Origin of the sequence: Duncaniella muris, from assembly GCF_003024805.1 — a bacterium.
Lineage (GTDB): Bacteria > Bacteroidota > Bacteroidia > Bacteroidales > Muribaculaceae > Duncaniella > Duncaniella muris.
Window position 1 is genome coordinate 1 of sequence record NZ_PUEC01000018.1, and the last position, 16,695, is coordinate 16,695.

A 16,695-nucleotide genomic window follows, 5' to 3' on the forward strand; every position below is an offset into this window, starting at 1 on the left:
TTTCAATGATTTCACTGACCTATACATCAAGAATGTCGCAAAGAAACTAAACCTCAGACCACGGAAAAAACTCGGTTTTTCAAACCCGAAAACCGAGTTCTTCAAACAAATCGCTAATTTTGCACTTGCCAGTTGAACCTGCGGTGGGTTCATTCCCAACAAAAAAATAATAAAAAAAGTTTGGTATGTAAATAAAATGTCTTACCTTTGCGGTGTTTTTGAAGCTTAAAATTGTTTTATAATTTAATCAAAAAGAAAATGAAAAAGTTAGTTTTATTACTCGCTGTAGTTTTCAGCGCATCTCTTTTCTCTTGCGGTTCTTCTGACAAGAAGGCTGAAGCTGCTGACTCTGCAGTTGTAGAAGAAGTTGCTGTAGAAGAAGTTGTTGTAGCTGATTCTGTAGCTCCTGCTGACAGCGCTGCTGCTGTTGTTGATTCTGCTGCTGTTGTTGCTGAATAATTCAGGCAAACAGACACAGACGCAACTTTCACACGAAAGAAATCAAGCTGATTGCTCCAAGAGCGACCAGCTTCTTTTTTTATATATTTGTGTCAATAGCCGGAACGTGGGGCTGCGTCAGATTGTCCTTGGGATTGGTGGATAAGAAGAATATCTTATGCTTTTGGACGCTTATATTTTATATTTGAGAGAAAAATTGCTAATTTTGTTTTAGAATTAGCACTTATGCAGATATGTAACATAGATTTGGGCGAGCGTCCGGTGATGCTTGCCCCGATGGAAGACGTGACAGACCGCTCTTTCCGCCTGATGTGCAAGGAGCAAGGAGCCTCGATGGTCTATACTGAGTTTGTCAGTGCGGATGCGCTCATACGTGACATTCCGGCTACTACCCGCAAACTTGCTATAGATCCGGCCGAACGTCCTACCGCAATCCAGATATATGGTCGTGAAATCGAGCCTATGGTAGAGGCTGCAAAAATAGTCGAAGCAGCCGGCCCTGACATCATAGACATAAATTTCGGGTGCCCAGTTAAAAAGGTGGCCGGCAAGGGTGCGGGGGCAGGAATGTTGCGCGATATTCCGAAAATGCTCTCGATCACACGTGCTGTGGTTGATGCTGTCAAACTACCTGTCACGGTAAAGACCCGTTTGGGCTGGGATCATAATTCCAAGATAATAGTCGAGCTGGCTGAGCAACTTCAGGACTGCGGTATAAAGGCTTTGACTGTGCATGGCCGTACACGCTCTCAGATGTACACCGGATCGGCTGACTGGGAAATGATAGCTAAAGTCAAAGAAAACCCGCGTCTGACCATTCCGCTGATTGGCAATGGCGATATCACTGCTCCGGAACAGGCCCGTGATGCTTTTGATCGTTACGGTGTTGACGGGGTGATGGTAGGGCGCGCTTCAATCGGTGCTCCCTGGATTTTTCATGAAATCAGAAGCCTGATTGACGGAAGTGGGGCTGAGCCTTTGAGTGTGGGGGAAAAATTCGCCCTGATACGCCGTCAGATTAGAGAGAGTGTCAGTCGGATAGATGAATACAGAGGCATTTTGCATATACGTCGCCATCTTGCGGCTTCGCCTCTTTTCAAGGGGATATCGCATTTCCGCGATACTCGCATTGAAATGCTTAGAGCATCGACTGTCGATGATCTGTTCGGTGTCCTTGACCGAGTAGAAGAAATTGTAAAAGAAAACCAATCAAAAGAAAACGAGATATGAAAACACTGACCACCTTACTTATGTCGCTTTGCTTCCTTGGAGCATCGGCCTCCGGGCTTGTGAAATATGAATTGAAAGTCAACGAATTTCATGAGCTGAAAGTGGTTGATGCAATTAGAGTTGTCTATTCAAGTAGTACGGATTCGGCCGGCATGGCTGTTTTTACGTGTCCTTCTGAACAGGCTTCAGCTCTGATTTTCAATAATAAAGGCGGAAAGCTTTCCATGCAGATTTCTACTGAAAGTGTAGGGTCTAAAGATCTGCCTGTTGTTTATGTCTATTCTTCTTATCTTAACAAGATTGAAAATTCGGGAGATTCCCTTGTTAAGGCTGTGAGGATTACAGAATGTCCGAAATTCACTGCGACTCTGATCGGTAATGGCCGTCTTTCAGTTCCTTACGTGAAGGCAACTGAGGTCAATGCCGCTATTCAGACCGGTAATGGGACTTTGGTTGTCGGTGGTGAATGTCAGCGGGCTAATGTCAAATTCATGGGAACCGGCGTTATTCAGGCTGATGAGCTGAAGGCTGTTGATGTCAAAGTCAAGGCTGGAGGTACCGGGTCAATAGGAGTATGGCCTCAGGAGTCTCTTGCTGTTTCCGGCGTGGGCAGCACTAAGGTCTACTATAAAGGCAATCCCGAAATCAAGAACCGCACTGTCGGAGTCAAGACCCTTCCGATGCAGCAGTAAGAGGTTGTTTATGGAGATATAGAAATCCCGCGGTCCGATATGCCGGAGCCGCGGGATTTTTTTCTGTCGGTATTGTCAGACTTGTAGGATCAGTTTGCGACTTTGATTGATCCGGCTGATGATTTTTCGACTGTCGAGCGGTTGACTTTGAGGGCGGGGGCTTTTATCGAACCTGCGCTGGATGCTTCGAAATCGCCTCTGTCTGCCTGTCCGGAAGTAATGGAAATCGAGCCTGCGGATGATGCCTCGCAACTGATATGCTCCGCTTTTATGGCTGCTGTTTTTACGCTTGCTCCGGATGATGCTTCGAGTTCTATATGTGAAGCATTGAGATTCCCGGTTATGACAGAGGCTCCGGAGGATGCTTCAATGTCAAGTTTGGCGGCAGTCAGTGATGCGAAGACGATTCTGCCGGCAGAAGAGGCTTCGAGGCTGATTTTCTTTTTGGATGATGAAATCGGATTTGTGCACTTTACGGTAGCTCCTGAAGATGCTTCTACAGAGCAGACAATCGGAGTTGACACTGTGACGGTGACGCCGTTGATTTTCTTATTGGAGCTTTTCCAATTGTGCTTTGGCTGGATTTCAAGTGTTTTGCCGCTGACTTTTACATCAATAAATTCAATCCGTTTTGCATCGCCGGATATAGTTACGTTGGTGTTTTCCCCGGTTGTGGGTTTGTAGATCACGTTGACTCCGGCGCTTGCTTCTATGGCCTCGATTTGTTTGGTGATTTTCAGAACTTTTGATTCGGCAAAGGCGATCAGGCTGACGGTTAGGCACAAAGTGCTCAGAATGGATTTTTTCAGTGTCATAATAATAATAATTGTTGAAACAGTTTTTTATAATATGACGCGAGAAATTCGGAAAAGTTACATTCAGCCTTTTACAAATTTCTGTTATTGTTTGCTCGCCTCCGGAGGAAAGATGCGGTTGATGATGGCTGCTATCGCGCCGTCGCCGGTTACGTTGCAGGCTGTGCCGAAGCTGTCCATTGCTATGTAAAGGGCTATCATGAGGGCTACCATCTGTTCGTCGAAGCCGAGTATCGACTGCAGCAGCCCAATGGATGCCATTATGGCGCCGCCTGGAATTCCCGGAGCTGCTATGATTGTGATGCCGAGCATGCCGATGAAGTGGCAGAACAGGCCAAGGTCATGTGGCTGATTGTGCATGATCATCAAAGCCAAGGCGCAGGCTACAATTTTCAGGGTGCTGCCACTCATGTGGATTGTGGCGCATAGTGGGATGACAAAGCCTGCGATGTCCTCGCGGACGCCCATTTTTATTGCCTGGCGGAGCGTCACAGGTATTGTGGCGGCTGAAGATTGTGTGCCGAGGGCTGTAAAATAGGCAGGGAGCATGGTTTGCAGCATCCGTAACGGGTTTTTGCTGGCAAACGGGGCGGCTATGCAATACTGGAGAACCAGAATGAAGACATGGAGAATGAATATTATGACTATGATCTTCATGAAGCATTTGAGGATCATTCCGACCTGTCCTTCAATGGTCATGTTGAGGAAAATGCCGAAGATGTAGATGGGCAGAAGCGGCAGAATGGCTGCGTCGATGGTCTTGGAAACAATGTCGCGGAATTCTGAAAAACCATTTTTAAGGGACTTCCCGTTGAGAAACGCCATGCCGAGGCCGAGCATGAATGCAAGGACAAGAGCGGTCATTACTGTCATAAGAGGGGGCATTTCAATTGTGAAATACGGCAGCAGCTGCGAGGCGTTTTCGCTTATAGCGATACTCTCTTCGCCTCCAATCAGAGACGGGAAGGTCAATGTGCCGGTGAAGTAGGAGAGGATTCCGGCCATGAAGGTGGCTATGTATGCGATGGCTGCGGTTACAACAAGCAGTTTGCCGGCGCGGCCTCCGATATCGGCTATGGCCGGCGCTACAAAACCGACTATGATCATCGGAATCATGAAGCCGAGGAACTGGGAGAAAATGGCATTGAAAGTAGCCATGATTCTGCCGCACCATGCAGGAGCTATCAGACCAAGCAGTGTGCCGATCACAATGGCGATGAGGATGCGTGGAAGGAGGCTTAATTTCATGAAATTACAGATTTAAGAGGTTGTTGTGATGAATGATCGGCATTGTATCAGCGGTTCTGGCGCCAAAGCGTGGATGACGCATCGGATGGCATGCGCCAGTCACCTCGTGGCGATAGGCAGACAGAGCCGACTTTTGGTCCGTCAGGCAGGCAAGATCGCTTGAACTGCTGGTTGAAGAATCTGCACATAAACACCGAAAGCCAGTGAGTTATGGTTTCGTCGGAGTATTCGTCTGCTGTAAAGGCGTTGCGGGCAAGGAGGTAGATTCTTTCAGGGGTAAAGCCGTAGCGCAACATATAGTAAAGGAAGAAGTCGTGAAGTTCATAGGGGCCTACGAGGTCTTCTGTCTTCTGTCGGATGTTGCCGTCGCTGTCGGCTGGAATAAGTTCGGGGCTGATGGGTGTGTCTATGATGTCGAGCAGGCATCTGCGGACTTCGGATTTTTCCGGGGCTTCAGATGCAAAATAGTTGACAAGGTATTTGACCAGAGTTTTGGGGACTCCTGCGTTTACTCCGTACATAGACATGTGGTCTCCGTTGTAGGTTGCCCAGCCCAAGGCAAGTTCCGAAAGGTCGCCTGTGCCAAGCACTATGCCTCCGGTCTGATTGGCAATGTCCATCAGAAGCATTGTGCGTTGGCGAGCCTGTGAATTCTCATATGTAACATCGTGATTTTCCGGGTTGTGTCCAATGTCTTTAAAGTGTTGCTTTACTGCGGCGCCGATGCTTATTTCTCGTGATGTCACGCCCAGATGGCTCATCAGGTCTACTGCGTTTGAATGAGTTCTGTCTGTTGTTCCAAAGCCGGGCATCGTGACGCCGATTATTCCTTTGCGGTCAAGGCCCAGGCGGTCAAATGTTCTGACGGCGATCAGGAGTGCGAGCGTGGAATCGAGACCGCCGGAGATGCCTACGGTTAGAGTGTGGCAACAGATTGCGTCAAGCCTTTTGGCCAGAGCGGCAACTTGGATGTTTATGATTTCTTCGCAGCGTTCGTGGATCGCTTCAGAGCCTGCGGGGACAAAGGGGTGAGGATCTATGTTGCGGAGTAATGCCTGAGCCAGGGTGTCCGATCCGGAGTTTTGGCAAGTGATGCAGATACTTGAATCAGAGCTTGAGTCTTCGATTGTAATTCCCTTGCACTCAGTTGAGGAGCAATCCGCAAATGTGGTCATGTGTATGCGGTCTCGTTCAAGCGCCTGGATATCGACGTCGGCAATCGATGTGTTGTCTGACGGATCCCAGCGTCGGTTAGCTTGGAGTGTTGCGCCGTTTTCGCAGATAATAGCTTTTCCGTCAAAAGTAAGGTCGGTGGATGATTCTCCCCATCCGGCTCCGGCGTATGCATAGGCGCAGAGGCAGCGGGCAGACTGCTGTTGCAGCAGGGATGTGAGATATTTATATTTGCCGATAAGGTCGTCGGATGCAGACAGATTCAGAATGATCTGTGCACCGGCCATTGCGAGTCGGCATGAAGGTGGAATCGGCACCCAGAGATCTTCGCAGATTTCTATTCCGACCAAAGTTCCGTGGGAGCGGAAGATGCGGCCTGAGGACATTTCGAAAGTTTCGCCGCAGATTTCCACAGTCTCGCATGAGCCGGGTGGCAGCGGGCGCCACCAGCGCCGTTCGTAAAACTCGTTGTAATTCGGAATGTAGGATTTTGAGACAAGGTCAACTTTGCCGTTGCGTATAAAGGCTGCGCAGTTGTAGAGCGCGCCGGCATGACGCACCGGCAATCCGACTGCAAAATGCACGTTAAGGTTCTTTGAATAGTCTCGAAGGTCGATAAGGGCCTTTGCGGCCGCATCAAGAAGTGTGGCATTGTGGAAAAGATCCCCGCAGGTGTAAGCCGTAAGGCTCATTTCCGGGAATACGGCCAGTTCGACCCGACTTGATTCAAGTTCCATCAGTTTTGACTTTATGCCGTCGAGATTGAACCCTACATCGGCCACCTTTACGGTCGGGGCTGCGGCTGCTATGCGAATAAAACCGTTGTGCATGGGATGATATATGTAAAATACGTGATTTGGAGCACGAAATTAGAAATAAATCCGCTATTTTTATAGTATAAGTTGATAAATTTTAAAAATAGGTTTAACTTTGTGCTTGCTGACATTGGTATATTATGCAGTTTGACTATATCACTTTAGACTGGGAGAGCATCTGGTGGAGCCTGATGATGGCCTACGGGGTGTTGATCTTGTGTGTTATCGGGATTGTCATAAGCGAGAACCGTAATCCGCTCAAGGCATTGGGGTGGATCATGGCGTTGCTGCTGTTTCCGGTAGGAGGGATTATTCTGTATTTCATATTCGGACGCAGCATACGTAATGTGCGTATGATCTCGCGGCGTAACCGCAGGCGTTTGCTCAAACTGGAAAATACATTGCCGCTGCCGAAGCTTGACAAGGGGCTTTCAGCGGAAAACCGCCAGCGTATACGTCTGGCATATAATATAGGGGGGGCTAACCTTTACACTGGAAATCAGATAAAGATTTTCAATAACGGAGAACGTCATTTTGAAGAATTGTTTGATGACCTCCGTCATGCAAGGTCTTATATAAATCTTCAGTTTTATATCATAGCTAACGATTCGCTCGGCCGTCGGTTGCGCGACATTCTTGTCGAACGGGCTCAGGCCGGAGTCAAGGTCCGTGTCATCTATGACTACATCGGTTCTTTTGATGCGAGGCGACTGGATTTCTTCCGTCGCATGAAGGAGAACGGGGTGGAGGTTCATTCGTTTTTTCGCCTGTCGTTTCCGAGTCATGTCAACAGAGTGAACTGGCGCAATCACCGTAAGGTTGTTGTGATTGACGGTAATGTCGGTTATATCGGGGGCATGAATGTGGCTGACCGTTATGTCAGAGGGACCGGCCGGGGAAAATGGCGTGATACTGCGGCAAGGATATCTGGGCCGGGTGTGGCGGCTTTGCAGTATAATTTTGCTGTCGATTGGAAGTTTATGGGCCAGCCATTGCTGTGTGATCCGGTGTCGGGAATACCTGACGGAGTCAAAGACTGCATGCGGGGAGTCACGTTGCAGATGCTTGCTTCCGGTCCGAATGATCGTTGGGGCAATATGACGTTGCTGTTCTATAAGGCCATATCCACTGCCCGGCGCAGAATATGGCTTCAAACACCGTATTTCCTGCCGAGCGACGGGCTTCTGAAGGCTCTGGAGTCGGTGTCTTTGGCCGGAGTGGATGTGAGGGTGATGATGCCGATGTCAGCTGACTCGAAAATTCTGACATACGCGTCTCACAGCTATATAGAAGAATGCTTGCTTGCAGGAGTGAAAATATATCTCTATGAGGCTGGTATGCTTCATTCGAAAGTTATGATTGTGGATGACGATTTCTCCACATTAGGCTCTACTAATTTTGATTTCAGAAGCATGGAGCATAATTTTGAAGAAAACGTGCTTCTTTATTCTGCTGAGGCAAATGAAGCGTTGACTCGCGGATTTGAAGCGGACGCTTCTGAATGCAAGCGTCTTAAACTTGCTGACTGGAATCGTCGCAGTCGTGCCACTCGTGCGTTTGAATCGCTCTGCAGATTGCTTAGTCCGATACTTTGATTGAATTCCGGATCGGGGTATATATAAAAAACGAAGGCTGGCCTCACGGTCATCCTTCGCTGCTTACACATAGTACTTAACGTCAGTGGATTTATAAATGTCTAATAATGCAAATGTCTCTATTATAAGAAGTAGAGTTTTTGGGGTAACGCCACGGATTCAAAATTGTTTTAAGAATGTTTTTGAGCATTGCTCCCGTGATGTTGTTGCAAAGTTATAGTATTATTTTGTTAATTCCTAATATTAATTTGCGCTATTGCGTGGCGCCGAGGTGCGGAATTATCCGGAATCGTGCTTCAAAGTTTGAATTTATAAAGGAGTGCTTGCAGATGTCTGAAATCTGTTTTTGGGAGCGGGGAGAAAGTAATAAAATGTAATTCGGTTAAAATGTGTTAAAGTGTAATTTTGGAAATACTGCACAATATATAGGAGGTAATTGTGGATTTTTTTGTAACTTTGAGGCCTTGTTTTGCATTGTGCTTACTGACGTTGCAAAACCGGCTAATCATGGATAAGAGTATGAAAGAAGATACAACAAAGATAGTTTCAGTAGGACAGATAGATATAGGAGTCCCCTCCGAGCGGCCTAAGCCAAATTTCTCAGATCTCCCGATCATAGCCATGCGGGACCTCGTTCTGTTCCCGGGTGTTACTTTCCCGATTACATTGGGGCGTGAAGCCTCTGTTCGGACAGCATCGGCTGCTGCTGAACACAGCATTCCGGTTGGAATATTCTGTCAGAAAGTAGCATCAGTTGAAACTCCTGTACTTGACGATCTGTATGAATATGGCGTAGTGGCCGATGTCCTGAAGACATTTGATTTGCCTGACGGCACACATACGGCCATAATAGCAGCCCGCGAAAAAATCAAGATAGAAGGTCTTTCTGCCGGAAGCCATATCCCCGGTGTTCTGTCTGCCCAGGTCAAACCAGTTCATGACAGTGTGTCGCGGTCATCCGACAAAGAGTTTGTGGCTATCGTCGATGACATCCGGCAGACCACTCTCAATATACTCCAGAGCGGAAATGAAAAGATGAGCGATCTGGCCTTCAATATAGAAAATATCCCAGGTCCCCAGTTGCTGATCAATATGATCTGTACCCACTCGCCTTTTACTCCGGAGGTCAAGATCGAATTGCTGAAAAAGAACCGTCTGAAAGATCGCGGACAGCTTCTTCTCAGCCATCTTGCTCATAGCGAGGAGATGGCCGAGATCCGAGCGGAAGTCCACCGCAAAGCTCGGCGTAACATTGACGAGCAGCAGCGCAACGCATTCCTCCAGCATCAGTTTGAGGTTTTGCGCGAGGAGCTGTATGGCGATGATGATGACTGTGCCACACTTGAAGCGAAAGCCAAGGATATCGACTTTCCCCAGCCCGTGCGCCGCACATTCGCAAAAGAACTCGAAAAGCTCAGACGTCTGAACCCCCAGAGCCCCGATTATAGTGTGCAGTATTCCTATCTGCAATTGCTGACAGATCTTCCTTGGGGAAAATCGACCCCTCTGAACGCTGATTTTGCTTCTGCCGAAAGAGTTCTTGATGAAGACCATTACGGTCTGGAAAAAGTCAAGGAGAGAATCCTTGAACAGCTTGCGGTGATGATGAACACACCTGAAGGCCGTTCGCCAATCATTTGTCTTGTCGGTGCGCCTGGAGTCGGAAAGACCTCTTTGGGACAGTCTATAGCCAAAGCGCTTGGACGTAACTATCAGCGAGTTTCACTCGGCGGCCTGCATGACGAAGCGGAGATCCGCGGACACCGTCGCACATATATCGGAGCGATGCCAGGCCGTATAATTGATGCTGTCAAGAGAGCCGGTTCGTCAAATCCGGTGCTTCTCCTTGATGAAATAGACAAAACCGGCAGTGACTTCAAGGGCGATCCGTCATCGGCTCTGCTTGAAGTGCTTGACCCTGAACAGAACAGTCATTTCCATGACAACTATGTTGATGTGGACTATGATTTGTCACATGTGCTCTTTATCGCCACAGCCAATACTCTTTCTACTATTCCCCGCCCATTGCTCGACCGAATGGAGGTTATCGATATCTCAGGTTATCTTCCTGAAGAAAAGATAGAAATCGCGCGCAAGCATCTGATTCCGCGTATTTCCGAAGAAAATGGATTCGGGAAAGACGAAATCGCGTTTACAACCGATGCTCTTTCGAAAATTATAGAAAGCTACACCGGAGAAAGCGGTGTGCGCATGCTTGAAAAGGAACTTGCCAAAGTGATCAGAAAGATCGTGCTTAACAAAATGCGCGGTAAGGACTATAAACTCACCGTTGAAGCCGGTGATCTGGTAGACTACCTCGGAGTAGAGGCTTACACGCCTGAACGTTATGAAGTGTCGGATACCCCAGGTGTTGCCACCGGACTGGCATGGACTGCGGTAGGAGGTGAGATTCTTTTTATTGAGACATCTGTCACCCAAGGGAAAGGTGAGAAGCTGACCATCACCGGAAATCTCGGCGATGTGATGAAAGAGTCGGCAGTCATAGCCACTCAGGTGGTAAAGGCGCGATCTGCGGCAAATGGCATTGATCCTGACAGTTTCGAGAACCGCCAGCTGCACATTCATGTGCCTGAAGGAGCCATTCCGAAGGACGGCCCTTCGGCCGGTATCACCATGTGTGTGTCTATCCTTTCTGCTTTGACCGGGCGCCCTGTGAAACCACGTCTTGCAATGACCGGCGAGATCACCCTGCGTGGCAAAGTGTTGCCGGTCGGCGGAATCAAAGAAAAGATGCTTGCGGCGAAGCGGGCGGGAATCACTGACATAATACTCTGTACCGATAACCGGAAAAATATCGAAGACATCAAGCCTATCTATATCGCAGGACTGACATTTCATTATGTCAGGACAATTGACGAAGTATTTGCGGTGGCGTTTGGCGACTGAGTCGTAAAGAATCCTCTCGATCACTCAACTATACATTTTAAAAGACATGAAGAAAGTTTTTCTCCATATCGGGATCATGATAATAGTGGCTGTAGCTATCGGATGGCTGGCCATGCTTTGGCTCGACGTCTGGACACGCCATGACGATACAATAACAGTGCCTCCGGTCAAGACTCTTTCTTATGGCGAAGCTGCCGCCAGGCTTGATCAGCATGGATTGGTCGCCGTGTTGAGCGACTCCGTCTATGACAAGTCTACTCGTCCGGGCACAGTGATTGATCAGAATCCCAAGGTTGGAACCATCGTTAAGGAAGGACGAGAAATATATTTGACAATCAACGCATTTTCCCCAAAAATGGTTTCGTTGCCTACTCTTACCGACATATCCTTGCGCCAGGCCAAATCAATTCTTGAAGGTCTGGAGATAAAGAAGGTGGTTGAAAAACGGGTTCCGAGCGACTTTAAAGATCTTGTGTTGGCTGTCCGTTATAAAGGCACACGGCTTTCTCCCGGTGCACGTGTTCCGGTCAATGCTACAATCGAACTTGAAGTTGGCGAGGGCAAAGCCGAGGAACTCATTGATACGGTCGGCGAAGATTCGGTCGAATCGGCCGGCGAACAACTGAATCTGTTCTGATCATGACAGTCGAGGATTTTGATGAAGAACTTGGCGGAGCTCTTGACTGCGAGATTTCTGCTTCGGGTGGCGAAGGCGAGCTCTATGAGCATTTCCGTTTCATTGTCGACAAGGGGCAGCAACTGCTGCGTGTAGACAAATATCTTGTCACAAAGCTTGAAAAGTCATCGCGCAACCGTATCCAGCAGGCTGCTGACGCAGGTTGCATTCTGGTCAACGGCAAGGCTGTCAAGTCAAACTACCGGGTCAAACCGCTGGATGTCATCCAGATCGTGATGGACCGTCCGCGATATGAACTTGAGATCATTGCAGAGGATATTCCGCTTGAGATCGTTTATGAGGACGATCAGCTCCTGGTGGTCAATAAGCCTGCCGGACTTGTGGTGCATCCCGGTCACGGAAACTATTCCGGGACTTTGGTCAACGCTCTGGCATGGCATTTCAGGGACAATCCGGATTACGATGTGAGTGATCCGCGGCTTGGGCTTGTACATAGAATTGACAAAGATACCTCCGGCCTTCTTGTCGTAGCCAAGACGCCTGATGCCAAAACCCATCTTGGCCGTCAATTCTTTAATAAGACCACAAAACGTGAATACAATGCCTTGGTGTGGGGAGTTCCATCGCCGTTAAGCGGGCGCATCGAAGGCAATATAGGCCGGAATCCGAAAGATCGCCTGCAGATGACAGTGCTTCCGCCCGATGATCCGACAGGAAAGCATGCTGTCACTCACTATGAGGTGCTTGAAGATTTCGGACATGTGGCGTTGGTGAAATGTGTGCTTGAAACCGGACGCACCCATCAGATCAGAGTCCATATGCGCCATATCGGCCATCCGCTGTTTTCTGATGCCCGCTATGGCGGCGATGTGGTGCTGCGTGGCGAACGAAGCGGATCATATCAGAAATTTGTAGCCAACTGCTTTGAATTGTGCCCTCGTCAGGCACTCCATGCCAGGACTTTGGGCTTTGTCCATCCGGTGACCGGAGAAGAAATGTTTTTCAGCGCTCCGATTCCGGCTGACATGCAGGCTCTGATTGAGAAATGGCGCTCTTACGCCTCGCAGCGATAGAGAGTGGCATTGAATGAGGCCCGATATTGATCTGATGTGTTAAAATTAGGTTAAATTACTTGACAAGGGCTTAATAAGATTGTATTTTTGTGTTCTATTATCTATTATGGCAAGAAGGCGTCATCACATAATACCCTTGTTTACTACCCGTGCCACGGCGACAGTCTCGGTTGCTTTGGTTCTTTTCATCCTTGGAATGGCAGCCCTGATCGGGATTGCCACACGTGTTGTCACCGACAATATACGTGAGAATATGGGGTTTGTTGTTTTGTTCAACGAAGATGTGACAGCTTCTGATATAGATGCTGTCAAAAAAATGTTTGATAAGGCATCGGGGGTGTCATCTACGGTTTATTCTTCTCCGGATGTTGTTCTTGAACGCTGGCAGTCGATGGTCGGAGAGGACGAGGATATTGTAAAGCTTTCAGGGATAAATCCTTTTGTAGGCGAACTTGAAGTGCATGTTACTTCGGAATACGCATCGTCTGACAGTCTTGACCGGATGATCGCTCCTCTGATGCTCATGCCGCAAGTCAGCGAAGTCAAAGTCCATACAGAACTTGTGGATAAGGTGAACGCCACCCTTCGCAGCGTCGGGCTGGGGCTTCTTATTGTTGCCGTAGCCCTTTTGATCGTGTCATTCGTGCTGATTTTCAACACTGTCAGACTTTCGGTCTATGCACGGCGTTTTACAATCTATACAATGAAACTTGTCGGTGCGACAGGCAGTTTTATACGCCGTCCGTTCCTTGTCGATAATATTGTCAATGGACTTGTGGCGGGACTTATAGCTTCCATTGCCTTGGCTCTGGTTGTGCTTTACTGCCGTTCGCTTGACCTTCCGGTAGCGGAGATGTTCACTCTCCGGACGGTGCTCCCGGTTGTGGGCGCTTTGCTTGTGACCGGAGTGTTGATCTGCCTGATTGCGGCATTGTTTGCGACCAATAGATACTTGCGCCTGTCATATGATGAAATGTTTAAATAACTACATATATTAATATAATGGCATACAAACAGACAACAAAGCCATCTGCTCCCCAAGGTTCTCAGCTCGATCCTGAGAGCCGCAGTCAGCTTCCTTTTTTGAAAATGAATTTCATACTCATGGCTATTGCCGGAGTTATGATCGTGCTTGGTTTCTGCCTCATGGCTGGTGGGGCTACCGATTGGGATGCCTTTAATGCTGATATTTTTTCAGTCCGCCGCGTGGTTGTAGGCCCGACTATAGCATTTCTCGGTTTTATCTTTATGGGATTTGCTATAATGTATAGCCCTAAACGGAAAGTGTGAATAAGAAAATCAACTAAAAGGAATTAAAAGAAATGGATTGTATTGATGCCCTTGTCCTTGGCATAGTGCAGGGCTTGGCCGAATATCTCCCTATAAGCAGCAGCGGCCATCTTGAAATCTGCCGCGAGATTCTTGGCCTTAGGCTTGCCGGTGCTGACGCTCTTGAATTTGATATTGTACTGCATGTGGCTACCGTCTTGAGTACCATCGTAGTCCTTTGGAGCGAATTTGTGCCGCTGTGCAAGTCGTTTTTCACAATAGCGAGAGATGATAAGTTTTTCTATGTCTGCAAGATTCTTCTGTCTTGTATTCCTGTAGCGGTTGTCGGCTTGCTGTTTAAAGATTTTGTAGAACAGTTTTTCGGAGGCGGACTGCTTGTGGTCGGTATTTGCCTCCTTGTGACCGCATGTCTGCTGTCATTTGCTTTCTTTTTCCGTAATCCTGACCGGGAGAAGAGAGAGGGCATCAGAGGTCATGAGATTTCATGGACCGATGCTTTTATCATCGGTTGTGCTCAGGCAGTGGCGGTGCTACCCGGTTTGAGCCGTTCAGGTACTACGATTGCCACCGGTCTGCTTCTTGGCGACAAGCGTGACAAGATAGCCCAGTTCTCATTCTTTATGGTCATCATCCCTATACTCGGTGAAGCGTTGCTTAGCGCTAAGGATCTTATTGCAGGAGAAGGTGTCGGTGAGGCCATCGGTATGTGGCCGCTGCTTGTAGGTTTCATCGCTTCGTTTGTGGTCGGCTGTGCGGCTTGCAAGTGGATGATAAGCATTGTCAAGAAAGGCAAACTGGTATGGTTTGCAGTCTACTGTCTCATAGTCGGTGTGCTCTGCATCGTGTGGTAAATACAATTTCCCCTTTTTAAGTATGGATTTCGTAACCGGAGAAATTTTATATATTGACAAGCCTCTTGAATGGACTTCGTTTGATGTGGTAAAGCGTCTGCGAGGTGTTATCCTCCACAAGATTCATAGAAAAAAATTCAAGGTGGGACATGCCGGAACGCTTGACCCCCTTGCTACGGGAGTTATGGTTGTGGTGACCGGTCGTGCGACCAAACTGATAGAATCGCTGCAGGCTGGAGTGAAAGAGTATGTCGCCACTCTGCAACTCGGAGCAACAACCCCTTCTTTTGACCTTGAAACGGAAGTCGATGACACATATCCGACTGAACATATAACTCTTGAGTCGATACAGGAGATTTTACCTCGTTTTATAGGTCGCATAGAGCAGGTCCCACCCGCATTTTCAGCATGTAAGGTCGATGGCAAACGGGCCTATAAGATGGCACGCAAAGGTCACGATGTAGAACTTAAGCCCAAAGTGCTGGTCATTGACACCATTGAGATCACAGACTTTGATCAGGCTTCGATGGTCTTGACGCTCAGAATTGTTTGCAGCAAAGGAACTTATATCCGGGCTCTTGCGCGTGACATCGGTGAGGCTCTTGGCTCCGGAGCGCATCTGATCGGCTTGCGCCGCACAAGAGTGGGCGAGGCTACCATAGAGCGCTGTCTTAGTGTCGACGCTGCTGTAGAGATGATCAGAAATGCAGAAGTGACTTTCCCTGAAGGAGAGGAATCTCAAAGTTGATCACTCCGGAATTATTCACGTTTAATTATTCAGAAATCAGTTCTAAAAGTTTATCAGATATTTAAGGATGAAATTATCGCAATTTAAATTCCGCCTTCCGGAAGAGCTTATCGCCCAGCGTCCGGCTCCTGAACGGGACCAGTCAAGAATGATGGTTGTAAACCGTCGTACCGGAGAAATAGAACACAAAATTTTCAAGGATATCATTGACTATTTCGATGACGGAGACCTGTTTGTCTATAACGACACGATGGTATTCCCGGCCCGCCTTTATGGCAACAAGGAGAAGACCGGCGCTCGTATCGAGGTTTTCCTGTTGCGTGAACTCAGTGCTGAAAATAAACTTTGGGACGTTCTTGTGGAACCGGCTCGCAAGATCCGCATCGGCAACAAGCTTTATTTCGGTGACGATGAGTCGATGGTGGCGGAAGTGATTGACAATACAACATCACGCGGCCGTACACTCCGTTTCCTCTATGACGGCCCGCATGAAGAATTCAAGAAGGAACTGTATAAACTCGGCACCACACCTCTGCCTTACTACATAAACCGCGAGCCGGACGAAGAGGATGCCGAACGCTATCAGACCATCTTTGCCCGTAAGGAAGGAGCGGTGATTGTGCCCGGTGCCGCGCTCCATTTCTCGCGTGAACTCCTCAAGCGTCTTGAAATCAAAGGTGTGAACCAGGGCTTTATCACAATCCACAGCGGCCTCGGCAACTACCGTGACATTGATGTCGAGGATCTGACAAAGCATCGCATGGATTCTGAAGAGATGGAGGCCGATGAAGAACTTGTAAAGCTTGTCAATGCCACTAAAGACGGCGGCCATCGTGTCTGTGCGGTCGGCACCTCGGTGCTCCGTGCGGTTGCAAGTTCTGTCAGCATGGGCGACCACATGAAGACTTACTCAGGATGGACCAACAAGTTCATATTCCCGCCTTATGATTTCTCGGTTACAGATGCGCTTGTGTCGAATTTCCATCTGCCGTATTCCACAATGCTCATGATGGTAGCTGCTTTCGGAGGCTATGATCTTGTCATGGACGCTTATAAGAAAGCTGTTAAGGAAGGTTACAAGTTCGGAGTATATGGTGATGCCATGCTCATTGTATCATAACTTTGGGAGATCAATTAATACCCTCTCTTACTGATATTCTCT

15 protein-coding genes and 1 pseudogene are annotated in these 16,695 nt (G+C 48.2%); 13 read left to right on the top strand and 3 right to left on the bottom strand.

Annotation, left to right across the window (positions count from 1 at the left end; all coding sequences use genetic code 11):
* From C5O23_RS14705 to C5O23_RS08425, 4 genes and pseudogenes are all read left to right on the top strand, one after another.
* A pseudogene (locus C5O23_RS14705) lies at nt 1-136 on the top strand (IS30 family transposase); the annotation flags it as partial.
* Nucleotides 137-258: 122 nt separating this feature from the next.
* The gene (locus C5O23_RS08415; RefSeq protein ID WP_107032506.1) at nt 259-459 is read left to right on the top strand and encodes a hypothetical protein; all 201 of its coding nucleotides are present in this window, start codon (nt 259-261) and stop codon (nt 457-459) included.
* A 225-nt stretch (nt 460-684) separates the two neighbouring features.
* Nucleotides 685-1,689 carry a tRNA dihydrouridine synthase DusB gene (dusB, locus tag C5O23_RS08420; protein ID WP_107032507.1) on the top strand — a complete coding sequence of 335 codons (1,005 nt, stop codon included), beginning with the start codon at nt 685-687 and terminating at the stop codon, nt 1,687-1,689.
* Complete coding sequence (locus C5O23_RS08425; RefSeq protein WP_107032508.1) at nt 1,686-2,381, top strand: GIN domain-containing protein; 696 nt, start codon at nt 1,686-1,688, stop codon at nt 2,379-2,381. Before dusB ends, C5O23_RS08425 begins: the two co-directional genes overlap by 4 nt.
* 89 nt (nt 2,382-2,470) lie before the next feature.
* Here the strand turns inward: C5O23_RS08425 and C5O23_RS08430 are convergent, their stop codons facing one another.
* From C5O23_RS08430 to C5O23_RS08440, 3 genes are all read right to left on the bottom strand, one after another.
* Entirely contained in the window at nt 2,471-3,196 is a 726-nt protein-coding gene (locus tag C5O23_RS08430) for a GIN domain-containing protein (protein ID WP_107032509.1), read from the bottom strand.
* An 84-nt stretch (nt 3,197-3,280) separates the two neighbouring features.
* Nucleotides 3,281-4,444 carry a dicarboxylate/amino acid:cation symporter gene (locus tag C5O23_RS08435; protein ID WP_107032510.1) on the bottom strand — a complete coding sequence of 388 codons (1,164 nt, stop codon included), beginning with the start codon at nt 4,442-4,444 and terminating at the stop codon, nt 3,281-3,283.
* A gap of 47 nt (nt 4,445-4,491) precedes the next feature.
* Nucleotides 4,492-6,447 (bottom strand): NAD(+) synthase, encoded by a 1,956-nt coding sequence (locus C5O23_RS08440; RefSeq protein WP_107032511.1) that lies wholly within the window; start codon nt 6,445-6,447, stop codon nt 4,492-4,494.
* A gap of 125 nt (nt 6,448-6,572) precedes the next feature.
* On the opposite strand from C5O23_RS08440, the gene cls reads away from it, so the two are divergent.
* The 9 genes from cls to queA all read left to right on the top strand — a co-directional run bounded on the left by cls (nt 6,573) and on the right by queA (nt 16,653).
* On the top strand, nt 6,573-8,027 hold the full coding sequence (cls, locus tag C5O23_RS08445) for a cardiolipin synthase (protein ID WP_107032512.1): 1,455 nt from the start codon (nt 6,573-6,575) through the stop codon (nt 8,025-8,027).
* Between the two features lie 519 nt (nt 8,028-8,546).
* Nucleotides 8,547-10,934, top strand: a complete 2,388-nt coding sequence (lon, locus tag C5O23_RS08455) for an endopeptidase La (RefSeq protein ID WP_161553576.1) — start codon at nt 8,547-8,549, stop codon at nt 10,932-10,934.
* A gap of 46 nt (nt 10,935-10,980) precedes the next feature.
* Nucleotides 10,981-11,571 (top strand): PASTA domain-containing protein, encoded by a 591-nt coding sequence (locus C5O23_RS08460; protein ID WP_107032515.1) that lies wholly within the window; start codon nt 10,981-10,983, stop codon nt 11,569-11,571.
* A 2-nt stretch (nt 11,572-11,573) separates the two neighbouring features.
* The gene (locus C5O23_RS08465; protein WP_107032516.1) at nt 11,574-12,644 is read left to right on the top strand and encodes an RluA family pseudouridine synthase; all 1,071 of its coding nucleotides are present in this window, start codon (nt 11,574-11,576) and stop codon (nt 12,642-12,644) included.
* Between the two features lie 106 nt (nt 12,645-12,750).
* The gene (locus C5O23_RS08470; protein ID WP_107032517.1) at nt 12,751-13,629 is read left to right on the top strand and encodes a cell division protein FtsX; all 879 of its coding nucleotides are present in this window, start codon (nt 12,751-12,753) and stop codon (nt 13,627-13,629) included.
* A gap of 17 nt (nt 13,630-13,646) precedes the next feature.
* Nucleotides 13,647-13,934: a DUF3098 domain-containing protein gene (locus C5O23_RS08475; RefSeq protein ID WP_107032518.1), complete on the top strand. Its 288-nt coding sequence runs from the start codon at nt 13,647-13,649 to the stop codon at nt 13,932-13,934.
* Between the two features lie 32 nt (nt 13,935-13,966).
* Nucleotides 13,967-14,785: an undecaprenyl-diphosphate phosphatase gene (locus tag C5O23_RS08480; RefSeq protein ID WP_107032519.1), complete on the top strand. Its 819-nt coding sequence runs from the start codon at nt 13,967-13,969 to the stop codon at nt 14,783-14,785.
* A 22-nt stretch (nt 14,786-14,807) separates the two neighbouring features.
* Entirely contained in the window at nt 14,808-15,533 is a 726-nt protein-coding gene (gene truB, locus C5O23_RS08485) for a tRNA pseudouridine(55) synthase TruB (protein ID WP_107032520.1), read from the top strand.
* Nucleotides 15,534-15,600: 67 nt separating this feature from the next.
* On the top strand, nt 15,601-16,653 hold the full coding sequence (queA, locus tag C5O23_RS08490) for a tRNA preQ1(34) S-adenosylmethionine ribosyltransferase-isomerase QueA (protein ID WP_107032521.1): 1,053 nt from the start codon (nt 15,601-15,603) through the stop codon (nt 16,651-16,653).
* Nucleotides 16,654-16,695 lie beyond the last annotated feature (42 nt).